Genomic DNA, 18,682 nt, shown 5'->3' on the forward strand with positions numbered 1-18,682 from the left:
CCTGAGTGATCCTATGGAGCCGACAAGCTTTGATCCCAGTCTTCCCGGAATCCGTCTTCTTCAATCCTGGATCCGCGACCAGCGCACTCTGAGTGTTGAACTGAGCGACGGAAAACGCATAGACGGCCGACTCTCATGGCAGGACCCCCTTTATCTGGCCGTTCAACGTGATGACGCGTCCGATCCGATCTTGATCAATCGTCAGTCCGTGCTCACCATCCGAACCTTGATCTGAACCGCCGGGTTTGATCCCTGGTTATGTCACGATCGCCCCAGGTGTTTTCGTGCCGTGACGGCCTCCAAGTCCTCCTCCGCCACCGCGACGGCCTCTGCACGACCGGATCGGTACGATCCCATCGCGCTCGAGCAGCGCTGGCAGAGCCAGTGGCAACACGACGATCTCTATGCAACCCGTTCACCGGAGCCCGGTCAGAACGCGTTCTATGCCCTTTCGATGTTCCCCTATCCGTCGGGAACCCTGCACATGGGACATGTGCGCAATTACGTCATTACCGATGTGATTGCCCGGGCTCAACGCATGCGGGGCGATGCCGTTCTTCATCCCATGGGGTGGGATGCGTTCGGACTCCCCGCTGAGAATGCAGCGATTGAGCGTCAGATCGATCCAGGGATCTGGACCGATCGCAACATCGAACAGATGAAAGCTCAGCTCGATCGGTTAGGCCTGTCAATCGATTGGTCAAGGGAGCAAGCCACCTGTCATGCCGATTACTACCGGTGGACCCAGTGGCTGTTTTTGGAGCTGCTCGACCAGGGATTGGCATACCAGAAAGATGCCACGGTCAATTGGGATCCTGTCGACCAAACCGTTCTCGCCAATGAGCAGGTTGACAGTGAGGGACGTTCCTGGCGTTCTGGCGCTCTTGTGGAGCAGAAAAATCTCAGGCAGTGGTTCCTGCGGATCACCCACTACGCCGACGCCTTGCTTGATGATCTTGACCTGCTGAATGGATGGCCCGAGAGGGTTCGCACAATGCAGGCCAACTGGATCGGTCGATCCATCGGAGCAGAGATTGATTTCCGTGTCAGCGGTCATGACGACGCGTTGATCACAGTCTTCACCACACGAGCCGACACGCTGCATGGCGTCAGCTATGTAGTGCTGGCTCCTGAGCATCCGCTGGTTGACGCTCTCACATCGGACAAACAGCGCGAGTCTGTCGCCGCTTTTAGAGATCTTGTAAGTGAGCTGAGTGCTGATGAACGCACGGCGGATGACCGTCCCAAGCGAGGTGTGCCCATCGGTGCCACAGCAGTGAACCCGGTCAACGGTGAATCAATCCCAATTTGGATCGCCGATTACGTTCTAGCCGGCTACGGCACCGGAGCCGTGATGGGTGTCCCAGCCCATGACGAACGCGATTTTCTGTTTGCACGCACCTACGAACTTCCGGTGAAACGGGTGATCGTGGCCGCCGGTGCCAACGAACATCTCAGTGATGGCGAGGCATGGACAGGACCGGGGATTCTGTTGAACAGCGGCCGCTTCGATGGCCAGTCAAGTGACGATGCCAGGCAGGCGATCACGGCTCACGGTCACGATCTGGGCTGGGCCCGACCCAAACGCCAATTCAGGCTTAGGGACTGGCTGATTTCGCGCCAGCGCTATTGGGGGTGTCCGATTCCGGTCATTCACTGCGACCACTGTGGCGCCGTACCCGTTCCAGCGGATCAGCTTCCGGTGACCTTGCCCAAGGATGTGGATCTGCAAGGCAAAGGAGGATCCCCCCTAGCCTCCCTGGAATCCTGGGTGGCCGTGGATTGCCCGACATGCGGGCGACCCGCCCGACGGGAATCGGACACCATGGACACCTTCATGTGCTCATCGTGGTACTTCCTTCGTTTTGCCGATCCGCACAACACGGAGCGTCCTTTCGATCCTGATGCTGTGGAGCGTTGGCTGCCCGTGCAGCAATACGTTGGCGGTATCGAACACGCGATCCTCCATCTTCTCTATTCCCGTTTCTTCACCAAAGCGCTGCGTGATCGTGGCTTATTGAACATCCGCGAACCCTTTGAGCGACTGCTCACGCAGGGGATGGTCCAAGGTGTGACCTACCGCAATCCCCGCACGGGTCGGTATGTGGCGCCCTCGGAAGTGAGTGACGAGAGCGCACCCAAAGACCCGTTGGACGGCGGCGATCTGGAGGTTCTGTTCGAGAAGATGTCGAAGTCGAAATACAACGGTGTAGATCCCGCCGCCGTCATCGACCGCTATGGCGCAGACACGGCTCGGATGTTCATTCTGTTCAAAGCACCCCCTGAAAAAGATCTGGAATGGGATGATGCAGACGTTGAAGGTCAGTTCCGTTTCCTGCAACGGCTCTGGCGCTTGATCGAGAGCATGCGCTCAGATCACCAGGATCAGCTTCTCAGCGAACCTGCCGTTGTTCCTGAGGGTTCTGTCCTGTCTGAACAGGAGTCTGGGATCCGCCGAGCAGTGCACACCGCGATCGAAGCCGTGAGTGACGACCTGAGGGGGGAGTACCAATTCAATACGGCGATTTCGGAGTTGATGAAACTCTCCAATGCCCTTTCAGGCTCGCTCGCTGAAGCATCAAGGGGTGTTCAGGCTGAAGCGATCTCAGCGCTGATCCGCCTTCTCGCTCCGTTTGCCCCCCACTTGGCTGAGGAATTCTGGTTCAGCCTCGGCGGACAGGGCAGCGTTCATAACCAACCATGGCCGGTGCATGACCCCGCTGCATTAAGACGAGACACCGTGGATCTTGTGATCCAAGTGAAAGGCAAGGTGCGCGGATCAATCAGCGTTCCGGCCGACTGCAGCAAAGAGAAACTGGAGGAATTGGCTTTGGCCAGTGAAGTGGCGGAGCGATGGTTGGAGGGCAAGCCACCCCGGCGCGTGATCGTGGTGCCGGGGAAGCTTGTCAATCTGGTGCCGTCCTGACCCTGCTTATCCCTTAACGAAGCGCAGAGATGCCGGGCTGTCCCAAGTTCCCTGAGCCTGGTATCCACGGTTGTTTCCAGTCAAATGACGCAGGATCCAGAAGATCGCTTCATCGGATCCCTCCCCGATCGCCTGCTGAATCTCCAGAACGGAACGGGATGTTCCATCACTGAGCACGTCCTCCACTTGTTTCTGAAGTTTCAGAATCGCTGCGGCTGCTTTCTTCCCTGCCTCAACTCCTGGCTGGTGATACGCATTGATGTTGACAAGCTCGCCGTAGAAGCCAACAGCACGTTCGAACAGGGCGATGAGCGCCCCGAGTCTGCGGGCATCGAATGTCCGCATGCTGATGCTCAAACTTTGACGCCCGCCTTCGGTGAGGGCAGAACGTGTTCCCTGGACAAAACCATCAAGGAAGTCACCAGGACGCTCACCCTTGATTTCAGGGATGTCTTCAACATCACGCAGAACTTCGATGAAGGTGACGAAGAAGTTATCGACGCCATCGCGAAGCTGCTGAACATAGGCATGCTGATCTGTAGAACCTTTGTTTCCATACACAGCGATGCCCTGGTGCGCAATGGCTCCACTGCGATCAAGGCGCTTACCCAGGGACTCCATCACCAACTGCTGCAGATAGCGGCTGAAGACTTCCAGACGGTCGCGGTAAGGCAGCACCACCATGTCGCGCTTGCCCTTCCCTTCACCTGCGAAGTACCAAGCAGCTGCCATCAGAGCCGCAGGGTTGCGACGTACATCGGCGAGGCGGGTGGCCTCATCCATCTGAGCAGCTCCGGCCAGAAAATCTCGGATGTCGGTGCCGATCAGCGCACCTGGCAAAAGACCGACGGCGCTGGTGATGCTTGTACGCCCACCAACCCAGTCGAACATGTCAAAGCGTTTGAGCCACTTCTCTTTCGAAGCCTGTTGATCAAGAAGGCTTTGAGACATTGTGATCGCTACAGCCTGAGCCGCCCATTGGCCCCCTAGCGACTCCAAACGGTGTCGCGCTTGTTCCATTCCCAGATGGGGTTCGGGCGTTCCGCCAGACTTGCTGACGGTGACCACAAGTGTCGTGAGCAGGTTATTTCCCAGTTCACCGAGCACCCGGCTCATGCCGTTCGGATCGACATTGTCGAAAAAGTGAAATGGCAGCCCTTGTCCGTTGTCCTGCAAGGCACGGACCATCAGCAGGGGGCCAAGACCGCTACCACCGATGCCAATCCAGAGAATGTCGGTGAAGGGTTGACCAGTGGGCGACTTGATCTCGCCACTGATGACAGCCTTGCCGAACTGCTCAATATCGTTGACCTCTGAGGCAATGTGCTGGCTGACCTCTGGATCGGGTGACAATCGAGGATCGCGAAGCCAGTAGTGGCCTACTTGGCGGTTTTCATCAACATTGGCGATGGCTCCACCCTCGAGCTTCTTCATCGCATCGAAGGCCTTCTCCAGCGGGGCAGTGAGCTCGTCCAATGCTGCGGAGTTGAGATGCATGCGGCTGACATCCAGCCAAATCCCGAGATCGTCGTGGTACCAGAGGAGATCGCAGAAGCGTTGCCATTGAATCTGTGTATCAGTGGCGCTGAAATCCGGGAAGCTCATCACGAGGTGCATGCACGCTCTGAAGGTATCCACAATCCGCTTGGCTGCCCATCAAATGGAACACCGGCGCTAATCTCCGAGCATGTCCACAGACAGGTCTCCGGTTCGGGTTGTCTCCATCCGTGGAGTTCTCTGCGGTGCCGCTGCGCTGGCAGCAACTTGCCTGGCATTTCATTCGTCGTTGCGTCCGATCTCTCTTTCGGATCTCTCTTCGCGTTCATCGAAGCAAGCTCGAGATCAGTCCTCACCCGGTGAACTCAATCCGGACCCAACTGATTTCAGTGTGGAGGAACTGGAGCTCCTGCAGCGCCGTTTTGGTGTACATGGTCCCCAGACCCCTCTGGCTCAGCTCTTCACCCGAGGAGTAGATCAGTTACAGCCACTTCGCGCCAACACACTCTCAAGGTTGAGGAGTTTGAAACCTGTGATTCAGCGGGAGGCTTCCCGCCATCGCATCAACCCGATGTTGATCACAGCCATACTCTTTGATGAAATTCAGCACTCAAAGCCTGGAGAAGATCTTCCTTTCGTAGTGCATTCCGGGTTGGTTGATACCCATGGACCAGCTCAACTTGGGATCAGTGAACTGATTCACCAGGGCCGCTTACCTGCAGAACCCACCCCCAAACAGATCAGCGAAGCCCGAGATCTGCTGATGAACCCTGATGCCAACATCGAGCTCCTGGCAGCGAAATTGTCGAGAATCAAAAATGAGCTTGGTCTCGACCAAGGATCGATCTTGATCGCTAGTCGCTCCTATGTGGATGCGAAGGCCATTGCCACCCTGGCCTATTTGCACAATGGAAAACTTGATTATCCCGCCAGGATTTTGCGCTACATGCAAGATCCTGCTCTGCATGGCCTCATTTACAGCGTTCGCCAATCGGCGAAGCCTTACCTCATCTAATGGTCATCCCTTATCGATGATCGTTAAGTGCAAAGCTTTCCAAGAGCTGCCAATCGAATTTGAAGGTCACTCCAAGAGAAACTGCGTGGGTCCCCACGCTCTCCGCCAAGGTCCACATGCTGATGCGTGGTGATGGCTGCGGGCTGAAACCCAAAGCGTTCCATCCATTCGTCGAGAACAAGAGCCATGGCGTCATATTGCGCCTGGGTATAACCACTGTGACGTCTGTCATTATCATGACCATCGTTGGGTGTTTCCAGACTCAAATGAAGCGCGAAATTATTCACTGAACCTTGGAATTTGGCATTGGTGACAGCCCATTCGCCAAGGAACGACGAGTAACCAGCACCGAAGGCCCGCTGAAGGGGATCAACGAGATCCACAATTGAGCCATCTAAACCAATCAAGGTGTGATAGCTGACCTGATCCTCATCACGGGGATGGGGCGTCACGAACGTGTTAATGGCGGACCCAAGTGAATAAACAGTTTCATGCAATACCACCACCCTCGGATCGGGGTTGAGTGGTTGCCCCCATGGATTGCGTCGATAGCGGCTTCCGAAATTGCTCGGATCGGCGGGGATGTTCTTCCGCTCTTCAGCAAGAGAGAGCTTGCGTTTCAGCAAACGCTCTCTCACGTTTGGATCAATACCGGAACACTGGCGGGCCAATGGAGAGGCCCAGGCCAGAGCCTTCGGAGGAACGGGTGGCTCACCCTTGATGGTTCGGCCGGAATCCTTGTCCTTGCCGACCTCATTGAGAAGGTCAAGCAGAGAAGGGCGCCTCGCTCCTCTGTCTTTTTCCGCTGTGACACCAACCAGAGCCACGACCACAAGCAGTGTGGCCGTACTGACCAGGACGATCCCCACACCGGGACGATGCAACCGCTTCAACACGGCTGCCAGGTTCTTTCTCAGAGAAAGGCGAACCATTGATCGCGGAGAGAACGTGCAGCCAGTGATGCACCAGGATCCCAGGCCAGTTCATGTCGGTCCACCCCTGGATCGTCGAGTGAGAGTTCCGTGGTTCTGAGGAGACCCCTACGGCTGTAGGTCACCTTGAGGGTTGAGTTGCCCTGCAAAAGCTCTGAACAGCGTTGCACCGAGCTGCATCGCCAGTCACGCAGTGCGATCAGTTCATCTCCCGCCACCAACCCTCCCCTTTGAGCCGGACCATCGACTTCGGTGCGATCAATCCAGACACGCCCCTGACGTTCACGAATCAGCCAGCCAGCTGAGGGCGTTTGGTCACGCACAGGATTGAGTGATAAACCAATCATCTGGAGGCTCGCCTCGATCGGCAGTGCCGAATGACCATCCAGCCAAACCGGCAGCAGTGTCTCAAGATCCTTGGAATACTCGCTCAAACAGTTGATTAGATCAGTGCGTCGGTAACCCCGTCCATGGACACCGAAGCGCTTCCAGAGACATCGCAACACCTTTGCAAGTGAGTGCTGCGAATGACGTAGATGAACATCAAGGCAAAAGGCCAACGCTGTTCCCAGTCGGTAGTAACTGATCTGACTGTGAGCATTCGCTGGTGTCTGTTTGTAGAGCCTCACCCACGCTTCCCTGGAACTGTCGGCGAGCGATTGAATGGCGTAACCAGGATTCAGCAGCACATGGGAGAGATCGGCGCCTAAGTCCTTGAGAAGATCAAGGCGAGAGGAGAGTCCAGCAAGCAGTGGAAGGGCAAGATCGAAATAACTCGTGACTCCTTCTGCGAACCAGAGGCCATCACTGATGATGGGCCTGTCGTAGCGATAAGGAATGAACTCGCTGGGACGGAGTCTGCGCACATTCCACTGGTGCAGATATTCATGGCCGACAAGTTGAAGAAGCTTGCGATAACCGCCTGGCTCCTGAAGGGTCGGCCAGGGAAACTGCATCACAGAGGAATTGTCATGTTCTAAGCCTCCATAACCTTGTTCCAAAGACTGGATCACGATCTGATACTCCTGATCAGCCGGCGGTTCTGAATCAACGAGATCGCAGACGGCCGTGCAAACAGCCTCGAGATCGTGCTTAAACCCAGACGGCCAGCCGAATGGCGGGGATCCGATCAGGATTAGTTGATGATCGTGCCCGCGAACGCTGAGCCTCTCGGGATGAAAGGTGCCGGCATGAACCGGAGCATCCACAAGCTGATCAAAATCCTTGGCCAAAAACACCGAGCCGATCGAATCATGCGGCAGCGGAACCGCCACAGACCAATGCTCTGGTACTGACACCTGAAGGCGATGTTCATTCCAACGTTCACCTTCAACCAACATCACCACAGCGGGGAGGCTGAGAGACGCGAAATCGGGGTCTAAGTGATTGGTGCGCACCGTGAGCTGCCTGGCCTCAAGCCGGTAGCGAATGCACAACGGCTCGCCTGGATGACACGTGAATTCCCAGCGTTCTGGTGAACGCTGTTCCAAAAGCAGAACTCGATCACCCTGGATTGCTGAGAGGCTGTGGAGGTGTTGGGAAGGATCACGAACTGTGTAAGAGCCTGGCGTCCAGACAGGGAGCGACAGGGTCTGCAGGGACAGTTGTGGCGTCCAATGCAACGCAACACCAAACGTCTGAGTGGCCGGATTGGTGAGATCCAGTTGGATGTTGACGCCTGCCATCAGCTCCTGACGGATGCTGGCGTTAGGAACCTGATCTCTTCATCAACACTGGCCACAGCAAGGTTCTGATGGTCGGCATTACGCAGCGCCTGCTGCAAGGCATAGCGACGCAGAACCAGGCTCAGCATCCGCTCCGCAGAAACGGCCGGCAACGGGCTGCCGAGATCCACCACAACATCGAGGGAGTCGTGATTGCGGTTCCAGGTCCAGCCAAGGGCCAATCCCATGGAATGCGTGGCCGCAAGAGCCATGTTGTGGGGCGTTCCGAACGAACAGATCTGTCCTTCGAGCTCCACGACGAAACCTTCAGCACGCAATGCTGAGGCCAGCAAATCGAGATCGTTGATCAGTGTGGGCAGGATGGAGAGATGGGACATGAAATCCGAATGCCCGCTTTTGTAGACACTAGCCAGGTCCATGAAGAAGAATCCACTGAATTCATTGTTCCGGCACTCGGATCCTGGCCACGGTTTACGCCGCCGCTCCGAATCGGCGTCATGGCATCCGGCTCTGGCAGCAATTTCGAAGCTCTTTACAAGGCGACGACACAAGGACGCCTCGATGCATCGTTGCGATTGCTGATTGTGAACAACCCGAACTGCGGAGCCAAGGAACGGGCTGCTCGTCTTCAGATTCCCTGCCAGCTCATTGATCACCGACTTCACAGCACCCGTGAATCCCTGGACCACGCCCTGGTGTCTGCGTTCCGGGCTGCCGATGTCGAAGCCGTGGTGATGGCTGGTTGGATGCGAATCGTCACGCCAACGTTGATTGACGCCTATCCCGGCAGGCTGATCAATCTCCACCCTTCTCTCCTTCCCTCGTTCAAAGGATTGGATGCCGTTGGTCAAGCCCTCGCCGCAGGGGTCAGAATCAGCGGATGCAGCGTCCATCACGTTCAGGCCGATGTGGACTCAGGAACAGTGATTGCTCAGGCAGCAGTCCCTGTCTACGCAAGCGATGATAAGAATGCTCTCTCCAGGCGCATTCAGAGCCAAGAGCATCGGCTCCTTCCCTGGGCCACAGCGTTAGCGGGCTTGCGATGGAGAGACGAGGGAGATGCAGATGTTCAGGGATAGAACGGTGTCAGAGGAAGCCCTTCGGTGGATTTCAGGCCGGCCATCAGGTTTAAACACTGAAGGCCTTGGCCTGCCTGGCCTTTAAGAAGATTGTCAACAGCGCTCATCAGCACGAGACGACCAGTTCTTGTATCCACTTGTACCGAAAGCATGGCTCGGTTGGTGTGTTTGGCCCATTTGGTCGCTGGATAGGTTCCTACGGGAAGAACCTCCACGCAGGGATGCTGCTGGTAAACGGTCTCCAGCACAGTTGTGCAGTCCTCTGCTGTTAGTCCCGGATCTCTCAACCTGGCGTAAACGGTTGAGAGAAGCCCTCGCACCATCGGTACAAGATGGGGCGTGAACTGAAGTTGGATGGGGCAGCCTGCGACGTTGCTAGCCAACTGTTCGATTTCAGAGGTATGGCGGTGACCGATCACGCCATAAGGGGCAATCGATTCAGACGCCTCGGCAAGAAGAAGGTGTTCCTTCGCGGCTCGCCCTCCACCTGACGTCCCTGTTTTTGCATCGATAATTAAGCCATCACTCTCGATCAATCCCTGCTTGAGGAAAGGGAGTAGTGGCAAGAGACTTGCTGTCGGGAAACAACCCGGCGCAGCAACCAACCGAGCATTGGCAATGTCCTGGTGATGCCATTCGGGCAGACCGTAGACGGCCTCCTCGCAGAGATCATGGTCTGTTCTTGCTGCGCTCCTGGCCTCCTGCACATACACGGAGGACCAATGGTCAAGCGATTTGTAGCGATAGTCCGCGGACAGATCGACCACCCTCACACCTCGCTCCAGCAAAGGTGGAACCAACTTGCTGGCCAGTCCGTTGGGCAAGCTCAGCACAGCCAAATCCGACGTTGAAGCGATGCGATCCGGGTCCGCAGCTTCAACGATCGGATCACCGTCCAGTGGGAGAAATGGGCAGATCTCCTTCCAGGGACGGCCAGCAGAGCGCTCGCCAGCCAGAAAGCTCACCTGAAATGAGGGGTGCTCTTTGAGAAGGCGCAAGGTCTGGAGCCCTCCATATCCCGAGGCACCCACCACGGCAACCCGTTGATTCACCATCCCTGCGCCAACACATCAACTGATCGTACCGGCGTCGATAATGGAGTTTGAACTCAGGACATCGAGAGCTCTGCCCGAATCTGTCGATCAATCAACGCAATCTCAAACCCTGTTTGACACCATTCCTGATGCGCTCAAAGCCATTCGCAACGGTGAATGCGTTGTTGTCGTCGACGATGAACGTCGGGAGAACGAAGGAGACCTGATCTGCGCAGCTCAGTTCGCCACACCCGAACAGATCAATTTCATGGCGACCGAAGCCAGGGGGTTGATCTGTTTGGCGATGCAAGGTGATCGCCTCGATTCCTTGGATCTTCCTTTGATGGTGGACCGCAACACCGATGCGAACCAGACGGCATTTACGGTCAGCATTGACGCGGGACCAGAGCACGGAGTCTCCACGGGTATTTCCGCTGAAGACCGGTCTCGGACCATTCAGGTGGCCATTCAATCCGAATCAAGACCTTCTGATCTACGGCGACCCGGACACATCTTTCCTCTCAGAGCCCGACCCGGTGGTGTGCTGAAACGGGCGGGACATACCGAAGCTGCGGTTGACCTCGCCCAATTGGCTGGACTGAATTCATCAGGCGTGATCTGTGAGATTCAAAATGCTGACGGATCCATGGCTCGTCTGCCTGAATTACAGGATTACGCGCGCCAGTGGGGGCTACGTCTGATCAGCATTGCCGATTTGATTCGGTACAGATTGGAGAATGAACGATTTGTCGTTCGTCAGGCCCAGGCATCCCTCCCAAGTCAGTTCGGCAGTTTTCAGGCCATCGGTTTTCGCAATGCCCTTGATGGCAGTGAACATGTGGCGTTGGTCAAAGGCACGATCGGATCGATGAAGGAACCTGTGCTGGTGCGGATGCATTCAGAATGTCTGACGGGTGATGCCTTTGGTTCACTGCGTTGTGATTGCCGTGGACAGCTTGAGGCCGCATTGCGTCGGATTGAGCAGGAGGGTGAGGGTGTGCTGGTGTATCTGCGCCAGGAGGGCCGGGGCATCGGTTTGATTAACAAACTCAAGGCCTACAGCCTTCAGGATGGAGGCCTGGATACGGTGGAAGCCAATGAAAAGCTTGGTTTTGCGCCAGATCTGCGCAATTACGGAGTTGGCGCACAGATCCTCAGTGACCTAGGAATTCATCGTCTTCGCCTTCTCACCAACAACCCCCGCAAAATTGCTGGCCTGGGAGGCTATGGCCTTGAAGTGGTGGATCGAGTCCCTCTAGAAATTGATCCAGGGGATTACAACGCCCAATATCTCGCGACGAAGCGCGAGAAACTAGGCCATCTGTTCGAAGAGCGCCCCGAGCGTTCCCACTGGGTGATTGGCCTCGACACTGATGCCACCGGTGAAACCGTCCTCTCCAAGCTGGTTCAGCGAATGGAACAGCTTGCGTTGGAGCACAAGCTGCAGCTGCAGGCCGAACACAATCCACGGTTGCTCGCTCTCTGGGAGCGGCCGAGATTCGTTTGGTCCATTCAGAATTCTGATCCCACGCTCTCAGTGGTGCAGAAGCTGCTGGTCACGATGGCGTCCTGGCAGGAGACTTCCCGCATCGGAGTGCTTCATACGGTGAAAACGATTCAGATCAGTCATCCTCCGCAGTGGCTCAACAGGGAAGAGCGCTCATTGGAGTCGCTTCGATCAACCATGGAGAAGGCCGACTGGTTCCAGAGAGAGAACCAGCCGGCGTTGATTCACTGGTCCTGAACCGTCACCGTTTGGATTTTGGTGCCATTTTTGATAGCCAGCACCACGTCCATATCTCCAGTTTGACCGAAAACGGTGTGAACTCCATCGAGATGGGGCTGGGAATCATGCACGATGAAAAATTGGCTTCCGCCCGTGTTGCGTCCAGCGTGGGCCATCGACAGCGCCCCGGGAACATGTTTCTTGCTGTTGATCTCACAATCGATCGTGTACCCCGGCCCACCGGTTCCAGCCATGCCACGGGCACCCTCACGGCTGTTGGGGCATCCACCTTGGGCCATGAAACCATCGATCACTCGATGGAATGAGAGGCCGTCATAAAAGCCTTCACGCGCAAGTTTGACAAAGTTGGCCACGGTGTTCGGGGCATCGTTGTCGAACATCTCCAGCTTGATCTGGCCGGCGTCCGTGGTCATCAGAACCGTGGTCAAAGCATCAACACCAAAACACCATGCTAGGCAAGTGCATAATTCCAGCGCCGCACCCTTGCTATGACCAACATTTACACTCCGCCGTCGCTGGATTCGGCCCGGGTTGGGGTGATCGGTGGAAGTGGTCTTTATGCCATTGATGGGTTGGAGGACGTGCAGGAGGTTGAACTGGAGACCCCGTTCGGTACACCTTCCGACGGCTTCAGGGTTGGTCGCCTCAACGGTGTGGACATCGTCTTTCTGGCCCGCCATGGACGTCATCACCATCTTCTTCCAAGTGAGGTGCCATACCGGGCCAATGTGTGGGCCATGCGCTCCCTCGGTGTGCGCTGGCTGGTGTCAGTGTCAGCGGTTGGATCACTTCGGGAGCATCTCCGTCCCCGCGACATGGTGGTTCCCGATCAATTCATTGATCGCACGATGCAGCGTCCACAATCGTTTTTCGGCGATGGTTGCGTTGCCCACGTGAGTCTGGCTGAACCCTTCTGTTCCAAACTCAGTGACCTTTTGGCCTCAGCAGCATCAACGGCGATGCCCGCCGGACACCATCTCCACAGGGGCGGAACCTATCTCTGCATGGAAGGGCCTGCGTTTTCCACGCGAGCGGAAAGTGAGCTTTACCGCCGTTGGGGATGCGACGTCATCGGCATGACTAATCACACGGAAGCTCGCTTGGCAAGGGAAGCTGAGATCGCCTACGCCTCCTTGAGCATGGTGACTGATTTTGATTGCTGGCACAACAATCACGACGCCGTCACAGTGGAGATGGTGGTGGGCAACCTCAAAGCCAACGCCCTGGCAACCGGCCCCATTCTTGGCCGTTTGATGGAGAGCATCCGCCAAGAGCCTCCTACGTCTAAAGCGCACTCCGCCCTGGCCGATGCCTTGATGACGCCTCCTGACGTTGTCCCTGATGCCACACGACACCGGCTTGATCTCTTCACCTCTCCTTATTGGGGAAGCGTGACAGCCTCCTGAGGAAGGCTGACTCCTCGGCTCAGCAGTGCTTGCCGGAGGTCAGATCCATGGTCGTTGAGCAGGGCATCAGCTGCGGCAGTATCCAGATTGCAGCTGCCCATCAGAAGGGCTCGCTTCACGGAACCTCCAGCTGAACCGAGCAGTGCTTGGGACGCAACGCGGTCCAGCCCAAGAAGATCACGAAGAATGCGCATAGAGCGGTCCACAAGCTTGCTGTTGCTCGCTGCGACGTCCACCATCCGATTGCCGTACACCTTTCCCAGCCTGACCATCACGCCAGTGGAAAGGATGTTTAGCGCCATCTTGGTGGCTGTCCCTGCTTTCAATCGGGTGGAGCCCGTCAGAAGTTCAGGCCCTGTCAAGAGACGAATGTCGATATCGCATGGCAAAGGAGCCTGATCAGATGGAACACAGGCCATGGCGATAGAGAGCGCGCCAAGCTCGCGGGCATAGTGCAATCCACCTTTCACATAGGGCGTCGTCCCGCCTGCGGCAATGCCAACCAGGCAGTCATTCCCCTTGAAGTCCCGACTCTTCAGATCAGACGCTCCTGCCGATTCAAGATCTTCCAGCCCTTCGGAGCTGCGCAACAGTGCCGCAGGCCCCCCCGCCAGAACACCTTGAACCAGATCAGGCGGGCTGCAGAACGTCGGCGGGCATTCGGCTGCATCCAACACACCGAGTCGTCCGGATGTACCGGCACCCAGATAAAACAAGCGGCCGCCAACTTTCAGGCGCTCCGCGATGGCATCCACAGCCTCAGTCAAAGCGCTGATGGCACCTTGCACGGCCATCTGGGGGCGTCGGTCTTCCTCAACGAAGAGACTGATGAGCGCATCGGTGGGGAGCAGATCCAGGCTTTCACTGGACGGATTGGTCTGCTCGGTCAGCAGATGGCCTCGATCAGCAGACGGCTCGATCACAGCAGTCCCTCAAGACGCCGACGCACCGCATCGAGATCAGAACTGTCTGGATCTGCCTGAATCTGGGTGCTGCTTGGATCATCGTCCTGCCAGTTGCTCACATCCCGATTGGCGGAGGGAGGCGCGAGCATCAAGCGATCCTCCTCGGATTGGGGAACAAAACCCGCTGAGACCAGGCGAGCCTCATAACCAGCTTCACGGCAGAACAACTCAACCTCCTCTCGATCAAGGGCTTCAACACTGGGAGTGGGGAAATCTTGCGCTTCGAGAAGTCCCGCGTAACGCTCAGCATCGTCGCTGTTTTCGAACATGAGCACCACGGTGTGACCTGAAAGCTCCAGGGAGTGAATGCCTTCGCTGTCCTGACCTGCGTCGAACAGGAGAACGTGAACCAACATGCAGATGTATCGCCCATGCGAGTCTCTCATCGCTCCCTGCTCAGGTCACTCCAGAGCGTTCGAGACTGATCTCCTGCAACCGCTGGTAAAGAGCGCGCTCATCGTCCTCCAGTGATGAGGGGATCACGATCACGATCTCAACAAGTTGATCGCCCCTCTGGGTTCCGAGTTCAAGACCTCTCCCTCGCAGCCTCAGCAAGCGTCCACTGGACGATGCAGGGGGAACCTGAAGTGTCACAGAACCCATCAGGGTGGGCACGTTGACGGCGCAACCAAGCGCAGCATCAGGAGGGAGAAGTTCCAGTCGGTAGTGCACCCGGAGTCCATCAATCCGTAACCCCTCCTCGGTGATCACACGCAATTGCAGAAAGTGATCCCTGCCGCCGGGCGCTACGCCTTCTAGTCGCAAACGCCATCCATCACCTGCCTGGGGTGGCGTCTTCACTTCCACAAGGGTTCCGTCACCTAGTTCAAGCTCCACCAGGGTTCCATGAAGGGCTTGGTCAGGAGAGAGTTCAACCACCGTCTCGAGATCATCGTGGGATCGAATCGGTGGTGACGGTTGTGGGGAGGGTTCAGGCCAGTGGTGGTTGTCATGTTCGAATCGAGGGTCTGGATCCACGGGATCGTCGATTCCAGCGCTTGAACTTCGATGGTGCCCCGAGCCAAACACCACATCGAGATAATCCTCGAAATCGGGGAATCCTGTGCTGAAGGGATCGGCACCCTCGCCCTGTCCCTGACGCAAACGGATCCATTCCGTTTTCCGTTCAGGATTGCTGAGGACCGCGTAGGCCTCATTGACGAGCTTGAAACGCTCTTCTGCCTGAAGGTCATTACCGTTGAGGTCGGGATGCCAGCGGCGTGCTTCTCGTCGGAAAGCACGCTTCAACGCCTCCTGATCCGCATCCGGAGTCAGACCTAAAAGAGACCAGTAATCGGTGTCAGCGGAAGTTGTCATCGTCCCAGGGGTCAAGGCCTCTTCGTCCACTCCGCGGACGAGAGTCGTAGCCGTAGCGGTCCTGGGGCGTTGACCAGGGATCATCATCCCAGTCATCGTCAGCGAACAACTCGTCTTTCAGGGTTCCAAGCGTGCTTTTCAACCCCTGGAATGGGCCCGATTCCGTGCGGCGCTCTGCCGTGAGCCGACGATTCAGCCCGAACAGCGCTTCCTGTAATCCGCTCACTGCCAGTTCCAGTTCCTGGAGATCCTCTTGCTCGAGTAAGTCCTGCACGTCACGCATGGCCATTTCAACTGCTCTTTGCTGGCGTTCTGCTCCGTAGGGGCCAAATTCGAGTGCCGCATCCCTCAGCCGCCGTTCCGCCTGAGCCACCAGGGTCAATGCCGAATTACGGCGCTCGATGGTGGCGCGGCGGCGGCGGTCTTCATCGGCACGGGCCTCGGCCTCGGCTAGTAGAGCTTGGATTTCATCTTCACTGAGGGTTGAACCACCCTGGATGGTCACCGATTGTTTTCGTCCGGTCGTTCGATCAGTTGCGTTCACCTGAAGAATGCCGTTGGCATCAATGTCAAAAGCCACCTGGATCTGAGGAACACCTCTGGGGGCTGGAGGGATACCGGAGAGACGGAAACGCCCGAGGGATTTGTTGTCTGCCGCCATCTGGCGTTCCCCCTGCCACACGTGAATCTCAACGGACGACTGATTGGATTCGGAGGTGCTGAACACATCGGACTGGCGTACGGGAATCGGCGTATTCCTCGGAATCAGGACTTTCATCAGCCCGCCGATGGTTTCCAGGCCGAGAGATAGAGGGGTTACGTCATTGAGCAGAAGATCTCTGAGGTCTCCCGTAATGATTCCGGCCTGAACCGCAGCCCCAATGGCCACAACCTCATCAGGATTAACCGATTGACATGGATCGTTTGGGACAAGCGTTCTCACCAGTTGCTGCACCATCGGCATGCGCGTGCTTCCTCCAACCAGGACCACATCGTCGATCTCTTCCGCGCTCCAGCCAGAATCTCTGAGGGCCGCCTGCACAGGCAACATCAGGCGATCGAGGAGGTCAGGACACAACCCCTCGAACGTTTCTCGATCGAGCGTGGTTTCGATATGCAGGGGACCGTCAGGTCCCGTGGCGATGAAAGGGAGGGACACGGGCGTCGTGCTGACACCTGATAACTCTTGTTTGGCCTTTTCAGCGGCTTCCGTCAGTCGCTGCAGGGCTTGGCGATCACGCCGGAGATCGAGATTGTGTTGTTGGAGAAACGACTGCGCCAGCCAATCGACAATGCGTTGATCAAAGTCGTTGCCACCAAGCTGGGTATCTCCATTGGTGGCTTTCACGTCAAAGACACCGTTGGCGATCCTCAGCAAGGACACATCGAAGGTGCCTCCACCAAGATCGAACACCAGGGCACGGCGCACAGCACTACGGTCGAATCCGTAGGCCAGAGCGGCTGCAGTCGGTTCGTTCAGGATCCGTTCAACCGTTAACCCGGCCAAACGCCCGGCGTCGCGTGTGGCCTGACGTTGCGCATCATTGAAATAGGCAGGAACAGTGATCACGGCTGATTCCACCTCTTCACCCAAGTAGGTGGAGGCATCGTCCACAAGCTTGCGCAGAATGCTGGCAACAAGCTCCTCAGCGGCGTATTCCCGTTCGGTTTGCGGGCAAGCCACACGCACATTGCCCTGGCTGTTGGCCCTCACGGTGTAAGGGACCGTGAGGGAGCCGTCGTCGAGTTCGTCCCAGCTTCGGCCAACAAAGCGTTTGAGGTTGGAAAAGGTGTTGCGTGGATTCAGCACCAGCTGCCGACGGGCAGGCTGGCCAACCAACAGTTCGCTGTCCTTGGTGTAACCAACAACGGAGGGAGTGGTTCTCGTACCTTCGGCGTTAGCGATCACCACGGGGCGACCTGCCTCTAGGACAGCCACAACGGAGTTGGTCGTACCCAGGTCGATTCCGACGATCCGTCCCATAGACGCCTGTGGGGACTCCCAAGTTAACGGCCGAAACCATTGTCTCCCAGTCCTAGACAAGGACAGATGCAGCTTGCGTTAAAGCGCTCTTAGTGAATTCGATACGGTCTCACCGTTACGTTTCAATCGTCTTTGCCTGAGCGGGATGTCCGAGTCCAAGGAGTTGTATCTCCTGAGACGCCGTCCACCATCTGAAAAGTTGGTGGATGTCAGTTTCAGGTATCTCGCAGTGACCCTGGCGTCGATGGTGGCTGTGGTCTTGTTCGCCATCCTCATCGTCGTCTTCTGGGGGTCGCTCGAGTCGATGGGTCGTTACGGCTGGAAATTTTTGGTCACGTCCAACTGGAATCCCGTCGATGACGAGTACGGAGCATTCACAGCCATCTACGGAACGATCGTTACGTCATTGATGTCGTTGCTCATTGCCGTCCCCCTCGGCGTGGGAACGGCTGTTTTCATTACTGAAAACATCATCCCTCGGCGGATCCGCAACGTGATCGGCGTGATGGTGGAGCTACTGGCTGCCATCCCCTCAGTAGTACTCGGTCTTTGGGCCATTTTTGTGATGGAGCCTTTCATCAGGCCCTTCCTCGAGTTTCTCTACACAACTTTGAACTGGTTGCCAATTTTCTCATCTCCACCCATTGGACCAGGCACGGCGCCAGCAATCTTGATTCTCGTGGTGATGATCCTTCCGATCATCACGTCTATTTCAAGGGACTCATTGAATCAGGTTCCCGACAAACTTCGCCAAGCTGCCTATGGCGTCGGCACCACACGCTGGGGAGCGGTTCTCAATGTATCATTGCCAGCTGCAATTTCTGGAATTGTTGGTGGTGTGATGCTCGCTTTGGGAAGAGCTATGGGTGAAACGATGGCCGTTACGATGATCATCGGAAATTCAAACAACTTCAGCCCCTCACTACTTGCTCCTGGAAACACCATCGCCGCAATGCTCGCGAATCAATTTGGAGAAGCCGATGGCAGTCAGGTTTCGTCACTGATGTATGCAGCATTTATTTTGATGATCCTCAGCCTGGCAGTGAATGTTTGCGCCCAATGGCTGGTTAAGCGCTTAAGCCTTAAGTACTGATC

Annotated in this window: 17 protein-coding genes; 7 read left to right on the plus strand and 10 right to left on the minus strand. The window is 56.6% G+C overall.

Translation table 11 applies throughout. The features are described 5' to 3' along the window. Window positions 1–13 precede the first annotated feature (13 nt). Together ACLM45_RS02650 and leuS are read left to right on the plus strand one after the other, a co-directional pair. Window positions 14–235 (plus strand): Hfq-related RNA-binding protein, encoded by a 222-nt coding sequence (locus ACLM45_RS02650; protein ID WP_006041348.1) that lies wholly within the window; start codon window positions 14–16, stop codon window positions 233–235. 54 nt (window positions 236–289) lie between these two features. After that, window positions 290–2,926, plus strand: coding sequence for a leucine--tRNA ligase (gene leuS, locus ACLM45_RS02655; protein WP_415410432.1), 2,637 nt, complete (start codon window positions 290–292; stop codon window positions 2,924–2,926). Between the two features lie 6 nt (window positions 2,927–2,932). Here the strand turns inward: leuS and ACLM45_RS02660 are convergent, their stop codons facing one another. Further along, window positions 2,933–4,531: a glucose-6-phosphate isomerase gene (locus tag ACLM45_RS02660; protein ID WP_415410433.1), complete on the minus strand. Its 1,599-nt coding sequence runs from the start codon at window positions 4,529–4,531 to the stop codon at window positions 2,933–2,935. A gap of 82 nt (window positions 4,532–4,613) precedes the next feature. On the opposite strand from ACLM45_RS02660, the gene ACLM45_RS02665 reads away from it, so the two are divergent. Continuing rightward, window positions 4,614–5,438 carry a helicase DnaB gene (locus ACLM45_RS02665; RefSeq protein ID WP_415410435.1) on the plus strand — a complete coding sequence of 275 codons (825 nt, stop codon included), beginning with the start codon at window positions 4,614–4,616 and terminating at the stop codon, window positions 5,436–5,438. A gap of 23 nt (window positions 5,439–5,461) precedes the next feature. Here the strand turns inward: ACLM45_RS02665 and ACLM45_RS02670 are convergent, their stop codons facing one another. From ACLM45_RS02670 to ACLM45_RS02680, 3 genes are read right to left on the minus strand one after another with little or no spacing between them, the layout of a single operon-like run. Continuing rightward, the gene (locus tag ACLM45_RS02670; RefSeq protein ID WP_415410437.1) at window positions 5,462–6,370 is read right to left on the minus strand and encodes an N-acetylmuramoyl-L-alanine amidase; all 909 of its coding nucleotides are present in this window, start codon (window positions 6,368–6,370) and stop codon (window positions 5,462–5,464) included. Next, window positions 6,352–8,055, minus strand: coding sequence for a M61 family metallopeptidase (locus ACLM45_RS02675; RefSeq protein WP_415410438.1), 1,704 nt, complete (start codon window positions 8,053–8,055; stop codon window positions 6,352–6,354). The genes ACLM45_RS02670 and ACLM45_RS02675 overlap by 19 nt, the downstream gene beginning before the upstream one ends. Beyond that, entirely contained in the window at window positions 8,055–8,432 is a 378-nt protein-coding gene (locus ACLM45_RS02680; protein WP_415410440.1) for a DUF1257 domain-containing protein, read from the minus strand. The genes ACLM45_RS02675 and ACLM45_RS02680 overlap by 1 nt, the downstream gene beginning before the upstream one ends. 9 nt (window positions 8,433–8,441) lie before the next feature. On the opposite strand from ACLM45_RS02680, the gene purN reads away from it, so the two are divergent. Next, window positions 8,442–9,134, plus strand: a complete 693-nt coding sequence (gene purN, locus ACLM45_RS02685) for a phosphoribosylglycinamide formyltransferase (RefSeq protein ID WP_415410441.1) — start codon at window positions 8,442–8,444, stop codon at window positions 9,132–9,134. Here purN and argC read toward each other — a convergent pair. Next, window positions 9,125–10,189 (minus strand): N-acetyl-gamma-glutamyl-phosphate reductase, encoded by a 1,065-nt coding sequence (gene argC / locus ACLM45_RS02690; protein ID WP_415410442.1) that lies wholly within the window; start codon window positions 10,187–10,189, stop codon window positions 9,125–9,127. The genes purN and argC overlap by 10 nt on opposite strands. Before the next feature lie 40 nt (window positions 10,190–10,229). Here argC and ribBA point away from each other — a divergent pair, with 40 nt between their 5' ends. Continuing rightward, window positions 10,230–11,912 (plus strand): bifunctional 3,4-dihydroxy-2-butanone-4-phosphate synthase/GTP cyclohydrolase II, encoded by a 1,683-nt coding sequence (gene ribBA / locus ACLM45_RS02695; protein WP_415410443.1) that lies wholly within the window; start codon window positions 10,230–10,232, stop codon window positions 11,910–11,912. Here ribBA and ACLM45_RS02700 read toward each other — a convergent pair. Further along, window positions 11,900–12,328 (minus strand): peptidylprolyl isomerase, encoded by a 429-nt coding sequence (locus ACLM45_RS02700; RefSeq protein WP_198005723.1) that lies wholly within the window; start codon window positions 12,326–12,328, stop codon window positions 11,900–11,902. The two genes, ribBA and ACLM45_RS02700, sit on opposite strands and share 13 nt — an antisense overlap. 75 nt (window positions 12,329–12,403) lie before the next feature. Between ACLM45_RS02700 and mtnP the strand changes: the two genes are divergently transcribed. Then, window positions 12,404–13,321 carry an S-methyl-5'-thioadenosine phosphorylase gene (mtnP, locus tag ACLM45_RS02705; RefSeq protein ID WP_415410445.1) on the plus strand — a complete coding sequence of 306 codons (918 nt, stop codon included), beginning with the start codon at window positions 12,404–12,406 and terminating at the stop codon, window positions 13,319–13,321. Here mtnP and murQ read toward each other — a convergent pair. Genes murQ through dnaK form a run of 4 tightly spaced genes read right to left on the minus strand, consistent with a single transcriptional unit; the run spans window position 13,294 to window position 17,587 of the window. After that, window positions 13,294–14,244: an N-acetylmuramic acid 6-phosphate etherase gene (murQ, locus tag ACLM45_RS02710; protein WP_415410446.1), complete on the minus strand. Its 951-nt coding sequence runs from the start codon at window positions 14,242–14,244 to the stop codon at window positions 13,294–13,296. The two genes, mtnP and murQ, sit on opposite strands and share 28 nt — an antisense overlap. Beyond that, window positions 14,241–14,642 carry a DUF3110 domain-containing protein gene (locus tag ACLM45_RS02715; RefSeq protein WP_415411328.1) on the minus strand — a complete coding sequence of 134 codons (402 nt, stop codon included), beginning with the start codon at window positions 14,640–14,642 and terminating at the stop codon, window positions 14,241–14,243. The genes murQ and ACLM45_RS02715 overlap by 4 nt, the downstream gene beginning before the upstream one ends. A gap of 40 nt (window positions 14,643–14,682) precedes the next feature. Continuing rightward, a complete protein-coding gene (locus tag ACLM45_RS02720; protein ID WP_415410448.1) occupies window positions 14,683–15,603 on the minus strand; it encodes a DnaJ C-terminal domain-containing protein in 921 nt (306 codons plus the stop codon). Next, window positions 15,587–17,587, minus strand: a complete 2,001-nt coding sequence (gene dnaK, locus ACLM45_RS02725; protein ID WP_415410449.1) for a molecular chaperone DnaK — start codon at window positions 17,585–17,587, stop codon at window positions 15,587–15,589. Before dnaK ends, ACLM45_RS02720 begins: the two co-directional genes overlap by 17 nt. A 145-nt stretch (window positions 17,588–17,732) precedes the next feature. On the opposite strand from dnaK, the gene pstC reads away from it, so the two are divergent. After that, window positions 17,733–18,680, plus strand: coding sequence for a phosphate ABC transporter permease subunit PstC (gene pstC, locus ACLM45_RS02730; protein ID WP_415410451.1), 948 nt, complete (start codon window positions 17,733–17,735; stop codon window positions 18,678–18,680). Window positions 18,681–18,682: the final 2 nt, after the last annotated feature.

It is taken from the genome of Synechococcus sp. A10-1-5-9 (assembly GCF_047716785.1).
Classification (GTDB): Bacteria; Cyanobacteriota; Cyanobacteriia; order PCC-6307; family Cyanobiaceae; genus Synechococcus_C.